This window comes from Bradyrhizobium nivariense (assembly GCF_029846695.2).
Classification (GTDB): Bacteria; Pseudomonadota; Alphaproteobacteria; order Rhizobiales; family Xanthobacteraceae; genus Bradyrhizobium.
On sequence record NZ_JARWCR020000044.1, the window covers coordinates 53,828 to 70,782 of the forward strand.

At 62.2% G+C, this 16,955-nt stretch carries 14 protein-coding genes and 1 pseudogene; 5 read left to right on the forward strand and 10 right to left on the reverse strand.

Features of this window, described 5'->3' with window-relative positions; genetic code table 11:
• Positions 1–10 precede the first annotated feature (10 nt).
• Together QCM77_RS29355 and QCM77_RS29360 are read right to left on the reverse strand one after the other, a co-directional pair.
• Positions 11–2,215 (reverse strand): amylo-alpha-1,6-glucosidase, encoded by a 2,205-nt coding sequence (locus QCM77_RS29355; RefSeq protein WP_279685925.1) that lies wholly within the window; start codon positions 2,213–2,215, stop codon positions 11–13.
• Between the two features lie 56 nt (positions 2,216–2,271).
• Positions 2,272–4,035 carry an ABC transporter ATP-binding protein gene (locus QCM77_RS29360; RefSeq protein WP_279685926.1) on the reverse strand — a complete coding sequence of 588 codons (1,764 nt, stop codon included), beginning with the start codon at positions 4,033–4,035 and terminating at the stop codon, positions 2,272–2,274.
• A gap of 278 nt (positions 4,036–4,313) precedes the next feature.
• Between QCM77_RS29360 and QCM77_RS29365 the strand changes: the two genes are divergently transcribed.
• Positions 4,314–5,384, forward strand: a complete 1,071-nt coding sequence (locus tag QCM77_RS29365; RefSeq protein WP_279685928.1) for a glycosyltransferase family 4 protein — start codon at positions 4,314–4,316, stop codon at positions 5,382–5,384.
• A gap of 133 nt (positions 5,385–5,517) precedes the next feature.
• Here the strand turns inward: QCM77_RS29365 and QCM77_RS29370 are convergent, their stop codons facing one another.
• The 5 genes and pseudogenes from QCM77_RS29370 to QCM77_RS29390 all read right to left on the reverse strand — a co-directional run bounded on the left by QCM77_RS29370 (position 5,518) and on the right by QCM77_RS29390 (position 11,688).
• Entirely contained in the window at positions 5,518–7,449 is a 1,932-nt protein-coding gene (locus tag QCM77_RS29370; RefSeq protein WP_279685930.1) for an alkyl/aryl-sulfatase, read from the reverse strand.
• Between the two features lie 127 nt (positions 7,450–7,576).
• Positions 7,577–8,857: a TRAP transporter large permease gene (locus QCM77_RS29375; RefSeq protein WP_347882399.1), complete on the reverse strand. Its 1,281-nt coding sequence runs from the start codon at positions 8,855–8,857 to the stop codon at positions 7,577–7,579.
• Positions 8,858–9,073: 216 nt separating this feature from the next.
• A pseudogene (locus QCM77_RS29380) lies at positions 9,074–9,637 on the reverse strand (TRAP transporter small permease); the annotation flags it as partial.
• A 67-nt stretch (positions 9,638–9,704) separates the two neighbouring features.
• On the reverse strand, positions 9,705–10,706 hold the full coding sequence (locus QCM77_RS29385; RefSeq protein WP_279667143.1) for a DctP family TRAP transporter solute-binding subunit: 1,002 nt from the start codon (positions 10,704–10,706) through the stop codon (positions 9,705–9,707).
• A 211-nt stretch (positions 10,707–10,917) separates the two neighbouring features.
• A complete protein-coding gene (locus tag QCM77_RS29390; RefSeq protein WP_279667144.1) occupies positions 10,918–11,688 on the reverse strand; it encodes a methyltransferase domain-containing protein in 771 nt (256 codons plus the stop codon).
• A gap of 155 nt (positions 11,689–11,843) precedes the next feature.
• Here QCM77_RS29390 and QCM77_RS29395 point away from each other — a divergent pair, with 155 nt between their 5' ends.
• The gene (locus tag QCM77_RS29395) at positions 11,844–12,587 is read left to right on the forward strand and encodes an SDR family NAD(P)-dependent oxidoreductase (RefSeq protein WP_279667146.1); all 744 of its coding nucleotides are present in this window, start codon (positions 11,844–11,846) and stop codon (positions 12,585–12,587) included.
• A 78-nt stretch (positions 12,588–12,665) separates the two neighbouring features.
• Here QCM77_RS29395 and QCM77_RS29400 read toward each other — a convergent pair whose 3' ends face one another.
• Positions 12,666–13,517 (reverse strand): ABC transporter substrate-binding protein, encoded by an 852-nt coding sequence (locus QCM77_RS29400; RefSeq protein WP_279685931.1) that lies wholly within the window; start codon positions 13,515–13,517, stop codon positions 12,666–12,668.
• Between the two features lie 451 nt (positions 13,518–13,968).
• Here QCM77_RS29400 and QCM77_RS29405 point away from each other — a divergent pair, with 451 nt between their 5' ends.
• A complete protein-coding gene (locus tag QCM77_RS29405; RefSeq protein WP_279667148.1) occupies positions 13,969–14,448 on the forward strand; it encodes a hypothetical protein in 480 nt (159 codons plus the stop codon).
• Positions 14,449–14,573: 125 nt separating this feature from the next.
• Here the strand turns inward: QCM77_RS29405 and QCM77_RS29410 are convergent, their stop codons facing one another.
• Positions 14,574–14,867 (reverse strand): hypothetical protein, encoded by a 294-nt coding sequence (locus QCM77_RS29410; RefSeq protein WP_511337214.1) that lies wholly within the window; start codon positions 14,865–14,867, stop codon positions 14,574–14,576.
• A 469-nt stretch (positions 14,868–15,336) separates the two neighbouring features.
• On the opposite strand from QCM77_RS29410, the gene QCM77_RS29415 reads away from it, so the two are divergent.
• Entirely contained in the window at positions 15,337–15,693 is a 357-nt protein-coding gene (locus QCM77_RS29415) for a hypothetical protein (RefSeq protein ID WP_279685934.1), read from the forward strand.
• Positions 15,694–16,136: 443 nt separating this feature from the next.
• Here QCM77_RS29415 and QCM77_RS29420 read toward each other — a convergent pair whose 3' ends face one another.
• Positions 16,137–16,559, reverse strand: a complete 423-nt coding sequence (locus tag QCM77_RS29420) for a hypothetical protein (RefSeq protein ID WP_279662756.1) — start codon at positions 16,557–16,559, stop codon at positions 16,137–16,139.
• 158 nt (positions 16,560–16,717) lie between these two features.
• Here QCM77_RS29420 and QCM77_RS29425 point away from each other — a divergent pair.
• On the forward strand, positions 16,718–16,955 hold a 238-nt coding region (locus tag QCM77_RS29425), incomplete at its 3' end, for a hypothetical protein (protein WP_279685936.1).

Genomic DNA, 16,955 nt, shown 5'->3' on the forward strand with positions numbered 1-16,955 from the left:
CGGCGCGCCGCTAGCGCGCCAGCACGATCGAGACCTGGATCTGGCCACGCGTGCGCAACACCTCCAGCGCCACGTCGTCGCCATGGCGGCTGACGCGCAGGTCCACGCTGGACTCGCCCAGGCGCAGGTCGCGCAAGATCACCTCGTGCAGGAACGCCGGCAGACGCGGATTGCGCAGCCGGATCTCGCCGCGCGCGACATCGAACTCGATGCCCAGCGCCGCCTCCAATAGCGTGAACGCCGTTGCGCTGGCCCAGGCCTGCGGCGCGCAGGCGACCGGATAGAGCGTCGGGCCGCGCCGCTTTTCGCGCCTGAAACCGCAGAACAATTCGGGCAACCGGCGCAGGTCCATGTAGGTTGCGGCATCGAACAGTCCCTTGAAGACATGCGCGACCGAATGCTTGAGCCCGTAGCGCGCGAGCCCGAGCGCGATCAGCGCGTTGTCATGCGGCCAGATCGACCCGTCATGATAGGACATCGGGTTGTAGCGCACCTCGCCTTGCGCGACGGTGCGGATGCCCCAGCCCGAGAAAAAGTGCGGCCCCATCAGATCGGCGGCGACGAGACGGGCGCGATCTTCGCGGATCATGCCGCTGAACAGCACCTGACCGGCATTCGAGGTCCGCACCTTGCAGGGTCGCTTCTTGCCGTCGAGCGCGAGCGCATAGGTGCCGAGCTCCTCGCACCAGAACGCGGCCTCGAAGCGCTCGGCCAGCGCCTTGGCCTCGGCCTCGAGCTTTTTGGCGAGATCAGGCTTGCCCAGCCGGAGCGCGCAGCGCGCGGCGAGCCGCTTAGCGGCAAAGACGTAACCTTGCACCTCGGCCAGCGCGAGATTGCCTTCCGCAAGCTGGCCATCGGCATGGAAGATCGCGTCGTAGGAATCCTTCCAGCCCTGGTTGGCGAGGCCCTTTTCGGTGGCGCGCTGGTATTCGACGAAGCCGTCCCTGTCGGGGTCGCCGGGGCCGTCGATCCAGGCCAGCCCCGCCTCGATGGCCGGCCACAGCTCGACCAGCGTCGTCTCGTCGCCGGTGCGCTCGAAATAGCTTCCGGCGAGCAGGACGAACAGCGCGGTCGAATCGACGCTACCGTAATATTGCGCGAACGGCACCTCGCGCAGCGCCGCCATCTCGCCGCCGCGCATCTCATGCAGGATCTTGCCGGGCGCTGCGTCGTTCAACGGATCGACCGCCTCGGCCTGGAAATGGGCGAGCCGCCTGAGCACGCCCTTGGCGATCCGCGGATCGACCCACAGCATCTGCAGCGCGGTGATCAGTCCGTCGCGGCCGAACGTCGTCGAGTACCAGGGAATCCCCGCATAGGGATAGCGGCCCTGCGGGGTCTCCGTCATCAGCATGTTGAGGTCAGCCATGGCCTGGCACAGCACCTCGTTGAAGATGTTGTTGGAGGTCTCGATGCTGGCGGCCCCCATCGTCGATTGCCGCATCTCGCGGCGATGGGCAAGCAGGCCTCTGAAAAAGCGCGCCGGCTTCTCCGCGATCGGCCGATTGCAGGACACGGCCACGAACAACGATTTTGCTTCATGCGGGTCGAGTTCGAGCTGCCAGGTCGCGACATTCACCGACAGCTTCGTCGGGCGCGGGTCGAAATGCAGGCCGGTGGTGCGCTCGGCGTCATCTAGACCGCGGTAGTCGAACAGTACGTCGGTCGGGCCTAACAGCCGGCTCGAGCCGATGCCGCGGCGCGGGCGCCGCTCGCCGCGGACTTCGAACAGATCGGCGAAATCATTGTCGAACAACAGCGTCAGCTCGAAGCTGGCCGGCCGGTCGCCGTGGTTCTGGACGCCGATGCGCTGATAGGCGGTGCCGCGCCACAGGAAGATCGTGCGCACGATATGCAGCAGGTCCTTTTGCAGCACGAGGCTGCCCTGCCGGTAGATGTCCGGATTGGTGAGATCGACGGTCAGCGCCGAGTTGTCATCGCGCAGGTTCGAGCCGAGCAGCAGCGGCTGGAGATCGTCGAGCACGAGCTCGAGCCTCGCAAGGTAGCGCGTGTCGTGATGGAACAGGCCGTCCGGCCCGCCAGCCGAAGCGCCAATGTCGCCATGGCTGTCGAGCACGATGAAGGTATCGTCGTGCTTGAGCGAGCGCCGCGGGCGCGCCGACGGTCCCGTCATCGGAATATAGAAAGGCTGCTCCGCGACCTGGTCCAAGGTCCGCGTCACGGAGACGAATTGGGTAACGGCTTCAGCCGACATCAGCAGCTCCCCTGCGCTTGTTTCGACACGCCACCGACTCGAACGCGACTGCTGGTTTATGCGGCGGCTTGCGCGAGCCGGCTCATTTCCTGCGTGACCAGCTCACGATAGGGACCGTGGCCTTGCATCAGACGCTCGGGTGACCCGTCCTCGATGATCTTACCACCCCTCAACACGACCACGCGGTCGAAATTGCGCAGGGTGGCTAGGCGATGCGCGATCGCGATCACGGTGCGGCCGCGCATCAGGCGCGACAGCGCCTCTCGGATCGCCTCTTCGGATTCGCTGTCGAGCGCGGCGGTGGCTTCGTCGAGCAGCAGGATCGGCGCGTCCTTCAGGAAGGCGCGCGCAATCGCGATGCGCTGGCGCTGGCCGCCGGACATCTTGACGCCGCGGTCGCCGACCATGGTGTCGAGCCCTTCCGGCAGGCTTTCGACGAAATCGCAGCGCGCCGCGATCGCCGCACGCAGCACCTCGTCGTCGGTCGCGTTCGGGCGGCCATAGCGGATGTTCTCGCGGATCGAGCGGTGGAACAGGGAGATGTCCTGCGGAACGACCGAGATTGCCTCACGCAGGCTCAGCTGGGTCACCTTGGAAATGTCCTGGCCGTCGATGGTGATGCTGCCCTCGTCGGTATCGTAGAAGCGCTGGAGCAGCGTGAACAGCGTCGACTTGCCGCCGCCGGACTGACCGACCAGGCCGACGCGCTGGCCGGGCTGCAGGCGCAGGCTGAAGCGCTCGAAGATCTTCTCGCCGCCGGGATAGCCGAAGGTGACGTTGTTGTACGCGATCGCGGCGCCGCTCTTCACCAACGGCCCGGCCTCGGGGTGGTCGCGCAATTCATGCGGCACCAGCAGCGTGGCGATCGCCTCGGTCAGCCGCGCGACGTGCTGGGTGACGTCGACCAGCGCCACCGCGAGATCGCGTGTCGCATTGAGAATGGAGAGACCGAGGGTACAGACCAGCACGACGTCGCCGGTGGTTGCCGCGCCATCCTGCCAAAGCATGATCGCCCAGGCCATCAGGGCGATCGTGAGCACGACAGTGATGCCGGCATGGATAAGCCGCAGCTTCTCCAGATAGCGCAGGCTGCGGCCGCGCGCAGTGAGCTCCCGGTTCACCGTTGCGTCGAACCGCTCGTGCTCATGCCCGATGCCGCAGAAGGCGCGCACCAGCGGCATGTTGCTGATGACATCGATCATCTCGCCGTCGACCACGGCGGCCTTGTCGGCGAAGTCGTCATGCAGCGGCTTTCCGGCGGCGGCCAGACGGAACATCGCAAGCACCATTCCGCCGGCGATTACGGTCAGGCCGAGCGCCATATAGGGACTGACGGTTCCAATCAGCGCGATTGCCGCAACTGTGGCGATGCAGGGCGGCAACACATTCCAGACGAACATGTTCTCGACGGTGAACACCGCGTTCGACGTCGCCGTGATGCGGCTCGTCAGCATGCCGGGCATGCGGTCGGAGAAGTAGCTCGGCGCATGGCCGGTCAGATGACGAAATATGTCACGGCGTAAATCACCCGTGACACGAACGAAGGTAAAGCTTGCCGTCCAGCTTGCGATCCGCCACAGGAAGTTGTCGGCCGCGATCAGCGACATGAGCAGAATGAATGCCAGCCATACGCTGCCGCCATGGGAGGTTCCGGCCGTCAGACTGTCGACGAGGGATTTGACACCATATTGCGTGCCCACGGAGCAGGCAACGGCTGCAACGACAGCGCTCAGGATCACGAGATGCGACGCGAGGCGACACCGGAGATAGCGCAAAACAAAGGCAAATGGCCGGCGCGCGTATCCAGAAAGATGATCCATGTGACTATCGACCCCGTCGTGATGATTTCGATTTTGTTGCTGGTCGATTGAACATCGACCACTTCGCCTCGGTTCCCGGGCAATGCCATCACGACATGCGGATGCGGACGTTCTGCGAAGATGTGATGGCAGCATCGCGACGAGCCCCCGACGTGTCGAATATGTAACGTCCGGAAGGGGGAACTTCGCAGGTGCGGGAACGTTCCCTTGATTGGCATTTCCGGTGCCGCACAAGCGGGGGCTTTTTACGATCATGATCGCACAAAGGAGATGGTGAGATGCGCATCGCGCAGGTAGCTCCGTTGACGGAGGCTGTTCCACCCAAGCTGTATGGCGGCACCGAGCGGGTGGTGCATTGGTTGACGGAAGAGCTGGTGACCCTTGGACACGACGTGACGCTGTTCGCCAGCGGCGATTCGCAAACCTCGGCAAAGCTGGATGCGCTGTGGCCGCGGGCGCTCCGCCTCGACGGTTCCGTACGTGATCCCAATGCGCTGCACATGGTGATGCTGGAGCGGGTACGGCAGAAATGTGACGACGAGGAGTTCGATTTCCTTCACTTCCATCTCGATTATTATCCGTGGTCAATGTTCTACCGGCAGCCGACGCCGTTTCTCACCACGCTGCACGGCCGGCTCGACCTGCCGGAGCATCAGCCGGTCTTCAACACCTTTTCGAAGGTCCCCGTCGTCTCGATCTCGAACGCGCAACGGCGGCCGGTTCCGCAGGCGAACTGGGTGCGGACGATCCACCACGGCCTGCCGGAAAACCTGCTGACGCCGAAGCCGGCGAAGCAGGAATATCTCGCCGTGCTGGGCCGTATCGCGCCGGAAAAGGGCGTCGACCGCGCCATCAAGATCGCGACCCATTGCGGTATTCCCCTAAAGATCGCGGCCAAGGTCGATCGTGCCGACCAGGATTACTATGACGAGCTGATCCGGCCGATGATCGAGAACAATCCGCTGGTGGAATTCATCGGCGAGATCGGCGATCACGAGAAGTCGGAGTTTTTGAGCGGCGCACTCGGCCTGTTGCTGCCGATCGACTGGCCGGAGCCGTTTGGCCTGGTGATGATCGAAGCCATGGCCTGCGGAACGCCGGTCGTCGCCTTCAATCGCGGCTCGGTGCCGGAGATCATCGACGAGGGCCTCACCGGCTTCGTCGTCGAAGACGTCCTCAGCGCGGCCGGCGTCGTCAGGCGCCTGCCGCAGTTGAGCCGCGCCGCAATCCGCAAGCAGTTCGAAACGCGCTTCACGGCGCGGCGCATGGCCCTGGACTATCTCGCGGCCTATCGCGGCCTGGCCGAGGAACAGGGACCGCGGATCAAGCTGGTGAGCAGCGCGGAGTAGCCGCTGTCATGCCCCGCGTAGGCGGGGCATCCAGTACGCCGCGGCAGCAGTTTGCTTACGCAACTCCCGCCGCGGAGTACTGGATCGCCCGGTCAAGCCGGACGATGACGGTGAGAACGCGGTGATGGCTGCCCTACCCCACCACCGCCCGCTTCGGCTCGACGATCTCGAACATCCGCGGGAATTCGTCCATCAGGCCCATCAGCTCGGCGAGACGCATCGGGTTGCCGGCGAGCTTGACCTTGCCGGCGGCCACCGCTTCCGGAAAGCTCGTCAGCTTCGCGATGACCTCGTCGAGTGTCGCGCGCGCGAGCGTGAAGCTGGCATCGGCATTTTCCGCCTGTACGCCTTCGGTATAGGTGAGCGCGGAATTCTCCAAATTGAGCGCAAACGTCTCGCCGGTGTCGGAAAAGCTCCAGTTCAGCACGATGTGCTTTCCTTCCGCCTTCGGTCCGTTGAGGCGGATACCGAGCACGTCCCAGAGCTGTGAGGTGCGGAGCGCCGCCAGCGTCTCGCGCGGCATCGGTGGGCGCGGCGGCACCTTCGGCATGCCCTGGCGCAATTCCTGCGCGCCGAACAGATAGGCATTGCGCCAGGTCGCGCTTTCCGCAGCGTAGCCGAGCTGCTCCAGCGTGTCCGCCAGCAACGCACGCGCAGGCTGATTGTCCGGCTCGGCGAAGACGAGATGGCCGAGCGCCTGCGCGACGAAGCGGAATTCGCCCTTGTCGAAATCCTCGCGTGCGCGCGCGAGGATTGCGTCCGCGCCGCCCATGTACTCGACATATTTCTTGCCGGATTCCACGGGCGGCAGCGGATCGAGATTGACCGGATTGGCGTCGTACCAGCCAAGGTACTTCTGGTAGATCGCCTTCACATTGTGCCGAATATGGCCGTAATAGCCGCGGCCATGCCAGGCGCCTTCGAGACTTTTCGGCAGCTGAATCGTCTCGGCGATCTCGGCTGCGGTGAGGCCGTGGTTCATCAGGCGGATGGTCTGGTCATGCGCGAATTTGTAGAGGTCGCGCTGCTGCCGGATCATCGTGCCGATGCGTTCGCGTCCCCACACCGGCCAGTGGTGCTGGCCGCACATCGCCTCCGCCTTGCCGTCCCAGAGCAGCAGGGCCTCGCCCAGGTATTTCGACCAGGCCAGCGCGTCGCGCACATCCGCGCCGCGGAACGGCAGCAAATTGTGGAAATTGTGGGTGCAGTTCTCGGCGAGGTTCAACAGCTTGTAGCGCGGGATGAAGAAATGCATCTCCGCCGGCGCTTCGCTGTTCGGCGCCATCTGGAATTCGAACTCGACGCCGTCGATCACGCGCCTGTCGCCGGTCGCCATGATCAGGTCGGTCGGCCGCAGCAGCGCGACCGAGCCCGCCGCCATCGATTTGCCGAGGCCGCAATCGACCTGCCCGCGCACGCCCTTGGCGAGGAGCGGCCCGAACTGGTATTGCGCCCGGCGCAGCATCGCCGGCCCGGCGATGATGTTCTCGGAAACGGCGTGCTCCATGAACAAATTGGGCGCGATGATCGGCACGCGGCCGGTCGCGAGCGCATCCTCCTCCAGCACGCCGCGCGCGCCGCCCCAATGGTCGGTGTGGGTGTGCGTGAAGATGACGGCCGCGACCGGCCGCTGGCCGCGATACTTGTAGTAAAGATCGAGCGCGGCGCGCGCACCCTCGATCGAGGTCAGCGTGTCCACGACGATGACGCCGCTGTCGCCCTCGATCAGCGTCATGTTGGCGATGTCGAGCCCACGCACCTGGTAAACGCCGGGCACCACCTCGAACAGGCCGTGCTGCATGTTGAGCCGCGACTGCCGCCACAGGCTCGGATTGACCGTGGCTGGCGCCTCCTCGGCGGAAAGAAAGCCGTAGGGCGCAAGGCTCCAGACCGTCCGCCCCTGCGGATTGGTGATTTCCGCGTTCTCGATCGTGCCGAGGAAGCCGCGCGCGGCGTCGTCGAAATCCCGCGTGTCGGAAAACGGCAGCGCATTCAGCATCGCCGCTTGCTGCGCGATGACGGACGGCGTTGCGCCCTTCGGCTCGCTGCTGAAAGTGTCTGTCATCTGTGTTTCCTCCCGGCCTGTTGCGCGGCATCTAACCGCATCTCGCGGTCGATTGCCATGGGCGACGGGAGGACGAAGCGATGCGTAGCCTCGCGCCCACAGGCGGAGAGATGCAGCGTGTTCGCAGCTACATGCCCAGCAGCCTGGGCAGCCACAACGACAGGCCCGGCCAATAGGTCACGACCACGAGGAACGCCAGCATGGTCAGGAGCCATGGCCACACCGCGACCGTGAGCTCGGTGATACCCATCTTGGCGATGCCTGAGGCGACGTAGAGATTGAGGCCGACCGGCGGATGGCACAGCCCGACTTCCATGTTGACCGTCATCAGGATGCCGAAATGGATCGGATCGATGCCGAGCTTGATCGCAACCGGAAACAGGATCGGCGCCATGATCAGGATGATCGAGGACGGCTCCATCACGTTGCCCGCCAGCAGCAGCAGGAGATTGACGACGAGGAGGAAGCCGATCCAGCCGAGGCCCTGGTCGATCATCCATTGCGCGAGCGCTTGCGGCACGTTCTCGTAAGTCATCAGGAACGAGAACAAGACGGCGTTGGTGATGATGTAGAGCAGCATCGCCGAAAGATTTGCCGATGACAGCAGCACGCGCGGCACGTCTCGCAGCTTCAAATCCTTGTAGATGAACACCGCGACGATGAAGGCGTACACCGCGCTGACGGCGGCAGCTTCGGTCGGTGTAAACAGGCCGCTGTAGATGCCGCCGATCACGATCACGATCAGCAGGATTCCCCAGATCGACTTCCGGAACGCGTCTAAGCGCTGCATGAACGTCGCCTTCGGCATCCTCGGATAGTCGTTGCGCCAGGCCCGATAGAACGTCGTGGCGCCGAGCAGCATGGCGAGCACGAACCCCGGCACGATGCCGGCGATGAACAGCTTGCCGACGGAGGTGTTGGTGGAGACGGCAAAAAGAACCATCGGAATCGAGGGCGGAATGAGAATTCCCAGCGAGCCGGAGGTCGTGATCACGCCCGCCCCGAACCTCTTCGGAAATCCCTGCGCGACCATCGCGGGCAGAATCACCGATCCGATCGCCACCACGGTGGCCGGCGACGAGCCGGAAATCGCGGCGAACAGCGCGCAGGCGACCACGCCCGAGAGCGCGAGGCCGCCGTACCAATGGCCGACCAGCGCGGTCGCGAAGGCGATCATCCGGCGCGCCACGCCGCCATGGGTCAGGAAGTTGCCGGCAAGGATGAAGAACGGGATCGCCATGATCTCGAAGCTCTCGATGCCGGTAAACAGCTTCAGCGCCACCGATTCCGTCCGCACGTCGGTCAGCGTGAACATGAAGCTGAGCACGGTCAGACCGAGCGCGATCGAGATCGGCATGCCCGTGAGCATCAACGACAGCAGAAGGCCGAAAACCACGGCGACACGCAGGCCCTGCGGCAACGTGATCACGTGCGCCGAATGGGCGAAGCACACGGCGACGATCAGGACCGGCAACAACATCAGGACCCAGCCGAGCGGGCTGCGTTCGTCGCGGGCAACCTGACTGCGCGTGACCGGGGCCGGATGAACCGGATCTACCTCGACGCCCTCGACGCCGGCCATGTCGTGATGAGGCAGCTCGCCGGTGCGATAGAACGACCAGGCGACCTGCAGGAAGCGGAAGCACATCAGCCCGGAGCCGAGCGGGATGGTGAGATACACCAGCCACATCGGGGCTTCGAGATCGTTGGATTGCTGGCCGGTCTGCCACATCTGGCCGACGAACGCGGCCCCGAAATAGCACACGATGGCAGTGAAAAGGGCGCCGCACATCAGGCCGAAAGTGATGACGCGGCGGCGCGATCCGCCGGGAAGGACATTGACCAGGACGTCGACGCCGACATGGATGCCGGTGCGCACCCCGTAGGCCGCACCGAACTTCGCCATCCAGATGAACATGTAGATGCAGAGTTCCTGCGCCCAGGACAGGTCGAGAGCGGCAAGCCAGACGAACGCGGCTCGCGCGGGGACGGCCAGGAAGGCCAGGTTGCGCGCCTCCGCCCATTTGGCGATGTCGATCGACAGCCCGGCGCCATAACGGTGCAGCACGGCAACGAAGATGAGCGATGTCGCAGCCGCGATCATCGTCGCGATCAGCCATTCCTCGAGATGATTGAGCACACGATTCAGTAGACGCAGCAACTTGGTCCCCCCGGCTTGGCTCATCATTCAAGAGCAACGGCCGGGAGTGCGATCACCCCCGACCGTTCATGGTTGTTCTTATGACGGCGCGGCGTCAGTTCATCTTGACGTCGAGTTCCTTGGCGACGAGATCGAGCACCTCCTGCCCGACCCGCCCCTTCGCCCATTTGTAGGTCGGCTGCATCGCCTCTTGCCATGCCTTGCGGTCGGCGTCAGTCAGATAATGCAGCGTGGTCTTGCCCGTCTTCTTGATCTCGGCCAGCGCATCCTCGTTTTCCTGGTGCGCGATCAAGTTGGTGTAGTCGGTCGCCTCGTTCATCGCCTTCTCGAGCTGGGCGCGGATATCGGGCGGCAGGCCCGACCAGAATTTCGAGTTGACGATGACGGCATATTGCAGGTGCGCGTGATAGGACACGGTGATGTCCTTCTGCACCTCGTAGAACTTCTGCGTCAGGTAGTTGGACGCGGTGTTCTCGCAGCCGTCGACCACGCCCGTCTGCAAGGCCTGGTAGACTTCGGAAAACGCCATGATCTGAGGGATCGAGCCCATGATGCGGAGATATTGGTCGGCGACCTTCGATCCGGAGATGCGGAATTTGAGACCCTGGAAATCGGCCGGCTTCATCAGGGCACGGTTGGCGGAGAGCATGTGGAAGCCGTTGTCCCAATAAGCGAGCCCGGTGATGCCCTTGGTCTCGAGCTTCTGGAACAGCCATTTGCCGATCGTGCCCTTCATCGCGTTGGAATAGGTTTGGTCGTCCTTGAACAGCCAGGGCAGGTCGAGCGCCTCGAACTCCTTGATGCCGAGCGGTGCGAACTTCGCGGTCGAAGGGGCGAGCATCTGCACAGAGCCGAGCTGCAGCGCCTCGATCTCCTCCTTGTCCTTGTACAGCGTGGAGTTCGGATAGATTTCAACCTTGACCTTGCCGTCGGTGTACTTCTCCGCGAGTTCCCTGAACTTCAGGGCGCCCTTGCCCTTGGGAGTGTCGTTGGCGACGACGTGGCTGAATTTGATGACGATCGGGCTCTGGGCCTGGACAATGGCAGGCGCCGCAAGAATAGCTGCGGCGGCGACCGCAAGAAGCAGCTTGCGCATGAAGTAACCTCCCAACAACCTCTAGAACCGGGTTCTTTTTGTTTTACAGCCCAGTTTACGGTTTCAGTAGTGGCAGCAATCCGCCACCCGAACAACTAGACCTAAGCCCAATTTGCCGCAGCGAAGCTATCTTGACGGCCGCTGAAGGCGCAACCCGGCACCCGCTCCAGCCCTGCGAAGCGAGCGCTTATGTCGCATTGCGGCAGTGCGATCAGTCCTTGCGCTGGGCGACCATGAACAGACGCCGGAACGGGAACAGCGTCTGCCCGGCCGCATTCTTCGGATAGGCCTTCGCTACCCGCTCGCCATAGGCCGCTTCGAAAGCGGCCTTCTCGTCACCCTGCAAGATGTCGAGATAGCGCGTCAGCCAGGTCCCCTTGGTCCACTCCTTCACGGGATTCTCGCCTTCGAGCACTTGCAGATATTCGGTCTCCCAGATGTCGATATTGGCCGACATCGGAGCAAGAAGACCGTGATAGTAGGCCGGCCCTTCGACCGGAGGCGGCGTGACGAGATGCGCGACCTTGGAGCGCCAGGGGCCGTCGAGCGCGGTCTCGCCGATCAGCACATGCGAAGGGGCCAGAAAGTTGCGCGGCATCTGCACCGCAAGCATGCCACCCGGTGTCACCTTCTCCATCACCGACGGAAACAGTGCCGCATGATTGGGCAGCCAGTGCAGTGCGGCATTGGAATAGATCAAATCGTATTGCTTCGCCGGGCGCCAATGACCGAGGTCTTCGTGCGACCATTCCACGTCCGGTGCGGCCTTGCGGCCGGCGGCGACCATCTCGGCTGAGCCCTCGACACCCGTCACCGTCGCGTCCGGCCAACGCTCCTTGATCAGTTTTGTCACATTGCCGGCGCCGGCGCCGAGATCGGCAACCGCACGCGGACCAGAATCCGGAATCCGCATCAAGAGGTCGACGGCGGGCCGGAGCCGGTGGCCGGAGAATTTCAGATACTGCTGCGGATCCCAGACCATCGCTCAGCGCCTTTTCTTTTTCGTGTTTCCTTCACCGTTGCTCTTGGTTACCACTGCTCGTCCCGCTCAGGCAATTCGCAAGCCGGCGGGACGGGGTCGGAAACGAACAGCAAACAAACAGCAACAAGCAAAAAAGCAAACAAGAGAGCGTCACCATGGACCTCGGGCTCAAATCGAAAACGGCTGTCGTCACCGGAGCGAGCGTCGGCATCGGCCGCGCCATCGCCAAGGGCTTGGCTGCCGAAGGCGTGCGCGTCGTCGGCGTGGCACGGCGCACCGACCTGCTCGCCGAGCTGGTGATGGAAGTCGGCTCCGGTCTGGTCACCCCGTTCGAGCAGGACGTGATGGCCAAGGACGCGGCAGAGAAGATTTCGGCCTTCGCGCTAAAAGAGCTCGGCCATGTCGACATCCTCATCAACAATGCCGGCGGCAGTCGTCCGCTGCCGGTCGACGCGCCCGACAGCCAATGGGACGAGGCGATCGCGCTGAATTTCACCAGCTACCGCCGCATCGCGCATGCGCTGCTGCCGCAGATGATCGAACGCAAATGGGGCCGCATCGTCAACATCACCGGCAAGTCCGAGCCCGAAGGCCTCAACGCCGCATTCGCCGCCAAAGCCGCCGTGCACGCCTGGGCCAAGGGCCTGTCGCGCGAGATCGGCGAGCACGGCATCACCATCAATTGCATTCCGCCCGGCCGCATCATGAGCGAACAGATCCGCCGCAACTATCCGCCGGACTATCGCGAGCGCTTTGCGGAAGAAGAGATTCCGGTCGGCTATTGGGGCGAGCCCGAAGACCTCGCGGCGTTGGCGGTGTTCTTGGCGTCGCCGGTGGCGCGGTACATCACGGGGACGGTGATCCCGGTGGATGGTGGGCTGAGAAGGTATCAGTTCTGAAGCGAACTGGCTGTTAGGCTGAATTGATTGGCCCCGGGCGCGACCTGGCTCTCCCGCTTGCCGGAGAGATCTCCGCTGTTATTCGATCACGTCGTCAGCGCGCACCAGCAACGACGGAGGTATCTCCACGCCGAGCGCCTTTGCGGTCTTGTGGTTGATGACTGTCTTGAACTGCGTCGGCTGCTCGATGGGGATCTCGGCCGGGTTAGCGCCCTTCAATATCTTGTCGACGAAAACAGCTGCGTGGCGGAACATTGCGGTGAAGTCCACTCCGTAACCCATCAGGGCGGCCCCCCGGGAGGCGACAATGGGTGCGGCAACCGATGGCACGCGGCACTTGTCCACAATCGCGGCGACCATGGACGTGTTGGTGACAAACGCGTTTGCGTCCGTGATCACGAGGCCGTCCATCGGGGTAGAGCCGACGAGTGACAGCGCGCTTTCGAGATCGCCGGGGACGTCTACCTCGATAGGTAGTAGCTCCATCTTCAATGCCTGCGCTGCGTTCCTCATGGTGCTCATTGTAGCGTTGTTCAGTGGATTCCCTCGCTGCACTAGCACCCCTACGCGTCTCGTCGAGGGAGCCAAGCCTGCGAGAATCTCCAAGCGCTTTGCAGCCAGTTCTGTAAGAAAAAAGGTCTGTCCCGTGATGTTGCCGCCAGGATGAGCCATGCTGGCTGCAAGGCCTATGGTCACCAGATCGGGGCCCACGATCATCACCGTCGGAATTTTTGTCGTCGCGTTGTGAGCGGCAAGAATCCCGGGAAATGTGGCTGTGACGAGAACGTCAACATCAAGAGCGACAAGTTCATTCGCAAGCGCCGGCAGCCTGGCGTCGTCGCCACCGGCGTCGCGATATTCGACATGGACGTTCACGCCGTTAACCCAACCGAGATCGCTGAGCCCCTTGAGGAACGCGTCTACCTCCAAATTTCGCGGTGGGGGGAGGAGAAGGCCAATTCGGCGCATTCGCTGCGCTTGCTGCGCTCGCGCTGCCAGAGGCAACGCAGACGCTACACCAACCAGAGTCAGGAATTCTCGTCGTTTCATTACCAATCCAATCCCATACAGCCTGGCTGAGAACAGGCATTGTTCTACGTAGGTCCAAGCGAGCCGATGACCGGGTCGGGTCAAAGGCGACGGTCTGCACCGGAGGCGATGACTTCTGCTCTACCCCAGACTCCGGACCTGCCGATGCCCTACGCCAACCGACGCTTAGGGCCAGAACGGGACCCCGCGTGACCGATCAACTTGATAGCAACCATACCGAATCAGGCGAGAAAAATTTCATTTAGACAATCATAGATTGCTCATTCCTCTCGCGATAAGCTCGGCTGGTAGTCTGGAAGGCACAAGGCATGGTATTCCAATGAGGAGGCGGTTGCGGCTCGCAGCTCTTGCGGCTGCGCTGGCGCTGCTCTTGAGCGCAGCGATCGTCCCGCTTGTTGACAGCTGGCATCATGTCTGCCGCCCTGGCACAGCCCTCTGCCTTCCTGTTTTTTGGTTCTATGCTGCGGGCGTCCTTGGCGCCTTTTTGGCATCTTTCATTGCGCTCAACACAGGCGAAACGGTTCGCCTTCGTTCGCTGCTTTCATTCATGCTTCTGTGCGATCTGTTCTACACTTGGATCGGTGGAATTGGCTTTATGCTGCACTTGTTCTTGCTGGCTCCCAATTTGTTTGGGCTCAAAACAGCCGATCGAATTTGGGAGTGGGCGGAACTCCCACTAATGAGTCTTATGACGGGCCTGTTCTGGGGAAATTTGATGACACTCGGGTTTGGTTTTCTGATCGGACTACCAACAATACTCTGGCTCGCATTGCGTCGAGTGCGTCTCCCATTCCTCGGTACGACCAGTTGATCAGGAGGTCAGAAAGGGGTCAATCGCGCCGGTTTGGCGCCCGGTTGCAAACTTCCGGTTCGCTCCTATGAACCGACGTTTGGCTATGCCGCGTCAACGGAAGCGATGGGCCAGCAGCGAGCCGCTTAATATCGAGGACCGCCGTTGATAACATCTCGGCTCTCTGACGTGATCGATAGCCATTGGCGAAGGTCAGGCGTTGGTCGCCGACTGCCCTGCTTTGCGCGACGGCCAATCGATCTGGCATGTCGGAAGAACCCGTACGCGGTGAGCAGGATCACAACCATTGCGGTCGCGAAGTAACCAGCCCCAAAGAAGACGATACAAGCGATCCACGCGATGAAGAACACGGCCTGCCATAGCAAGGCGAACCCAAGATAAGTTGTGCCGGTCGGGATGCCTTTGCTCATGCTGATCACTTATGCATCCTTGCAATCCGTGCCACCCCCTAAGTTGATCCTTCCGGTTTGCCGACGAGCCCATGGTGAAGATTGCGTTGCGCTCATCGAACCACGGAACTTCCGCTTCGGGTCATTCGCGTCGGTTTGGCCGGAGCACGACGACTTCCGGTCTACCCCGGTGAACTGACATTCTCAGGATAGTGGGCACGTCTCAAACGCGCCAGAAGCGGTCGACGCAGCCTTGGCGCGATGTTCGCCAGCTTCCGCCCTCAATAGACGACATGAGTGGTTGTTACGTTCTTCTGCTTAGGCCGCAGCGGAAGTCGCTCGCCTATCCGCTAAACTTTTCCGCCCGCACGCACATCATTGTGGGCCGGGGAACTGTTACTGCCGCATTGGTTTCACCGAATGGCCACGAGAGAATCCAACGCTAACCAAAGTTCGTAGATAGTGCGTTTGGTTTCCCAAACTGAGGAAAGGAATAACCATGCGCATCGTTACTGCATCCGTCATTATTGCAGCACTCTCCCTTGGGATGACCGCTTTCGTGCAGGCTCAAGGAGCGTCCCCGCAACCCAGAGCGCAGGAACCGCCTGCTCAGTCCGACACGGTCATTCGAAGCATACAGGTAGTCGACGTCAAGCAATTGCAACCTGCGGTTCGCTCAAAGGTCGATGAAATCGTCGCGCAGACAAGCGAAGAAGATTTGCAATCACTTCGGAAGTCCATCGACGCGGCACCGGCGGCAGTATCTGCGCTTAAAGCGAAGGGCTTGAGCTCGTCGCAGGTTGTTGCCATCAACATCGCCGACGGTGTGCTCACGATGTTCGCCAAGACGGCCTAAAGCCGGAAGTTCTAGTGAAAGCCCCACCATGGATTGTCACCACTCCAGGCTTAACGGTACCGTGTTCGGCATACATGATTGGCTTATCTATCTATGGGATCAAGCGGTCACGTGTCGGAAACTTGTCGAGCAGGCCGACGATCGTCTCGTTAAAACCGAACTGCTTGCGTTGGCGTCGGTCTGCGAGGAGATCGCCGGTAACATCGAAGATCATTTGGCAGGCGGGGAAGGCCGCGCGCCGCGTGGGGCAAGGCTGTCATGAAAGAGGCCGCCCAACTGAGGCGGCCTCAAATGTCCGCAAGGGGTCAAACGCGTCATTTTGACCGTGCGCCGACTACTTCTGGTCTACCCCGATTAACAAAAGTTCGCGGTGCCGGCCGGCATGTCTCAAAGGGGCCATGAGCCGAGATCGCTCCAATCAAGCAAGATACTTGTCAGGCTCCTTAGCGGCCGTACGGGAAGCAGCGGTGGCGATCGAGTGTGAGACCGAAATGCGCTCCTAGCGCAGCGATGGCCGCATCCTGCTCAGGATAAGGATCGGCATTGGATGCGGCAACGATGATGATCCGGAACCCGCCGCGATCCTTGCCATCTGGTGGCAGCATCGCTGTAGCCAATGCATTGCCCTCCCTGTCGCGCAACGTGAGGAAAAGCGGCATCGCTCGCTGTACATGGGCCTCAAGTCCGATGTCGCGCTCGATCGCGTTGGGCCGCTCCCGACGCCAGAACTGGACTGCCTTCTCCCGCTCGCGAAAGAAATATTTCTCGACTGTGTGGCTCATCAGGCGCGACTCATGCGCCGCTTCACCTTCCGTCTCGATACGGAACCAGATCTTACCCTTTGGCGCATCGCAAACATACTGCATTTCGCCTGTCCTGCGATCGCCGCCATTCTAGGGCGGCGGGCCTGCAAAGCCAATATGAGATTCGCTCCCGTGTATAACGCTGCACGATCGTATAATCGGAAGTTCGGCTGCAACACCGCGCGACTTGCCTGAGAGGCGATGGTAGAGGCTCCGATCTGATGAAGCTTCGCAAAGTGGTCCGGTACGCCCAGCCTAGTAAATCTGTTCACTGCAACGTCCGCTGTGGGTCCAGGCTGTGTAAAAACGCGGCTCCGCATCACCTCCATGCGACGAAGGCGGCCGTCGGTGTCGCTATTGAGTTCGCTGCCCGCGCCTCACGCCCGCATGGCTGCCAGCAATGGCTCGACGCCGAGGATATTCAGCACACGGGTGAGATTGTAGCTGAGTACGTTCAGC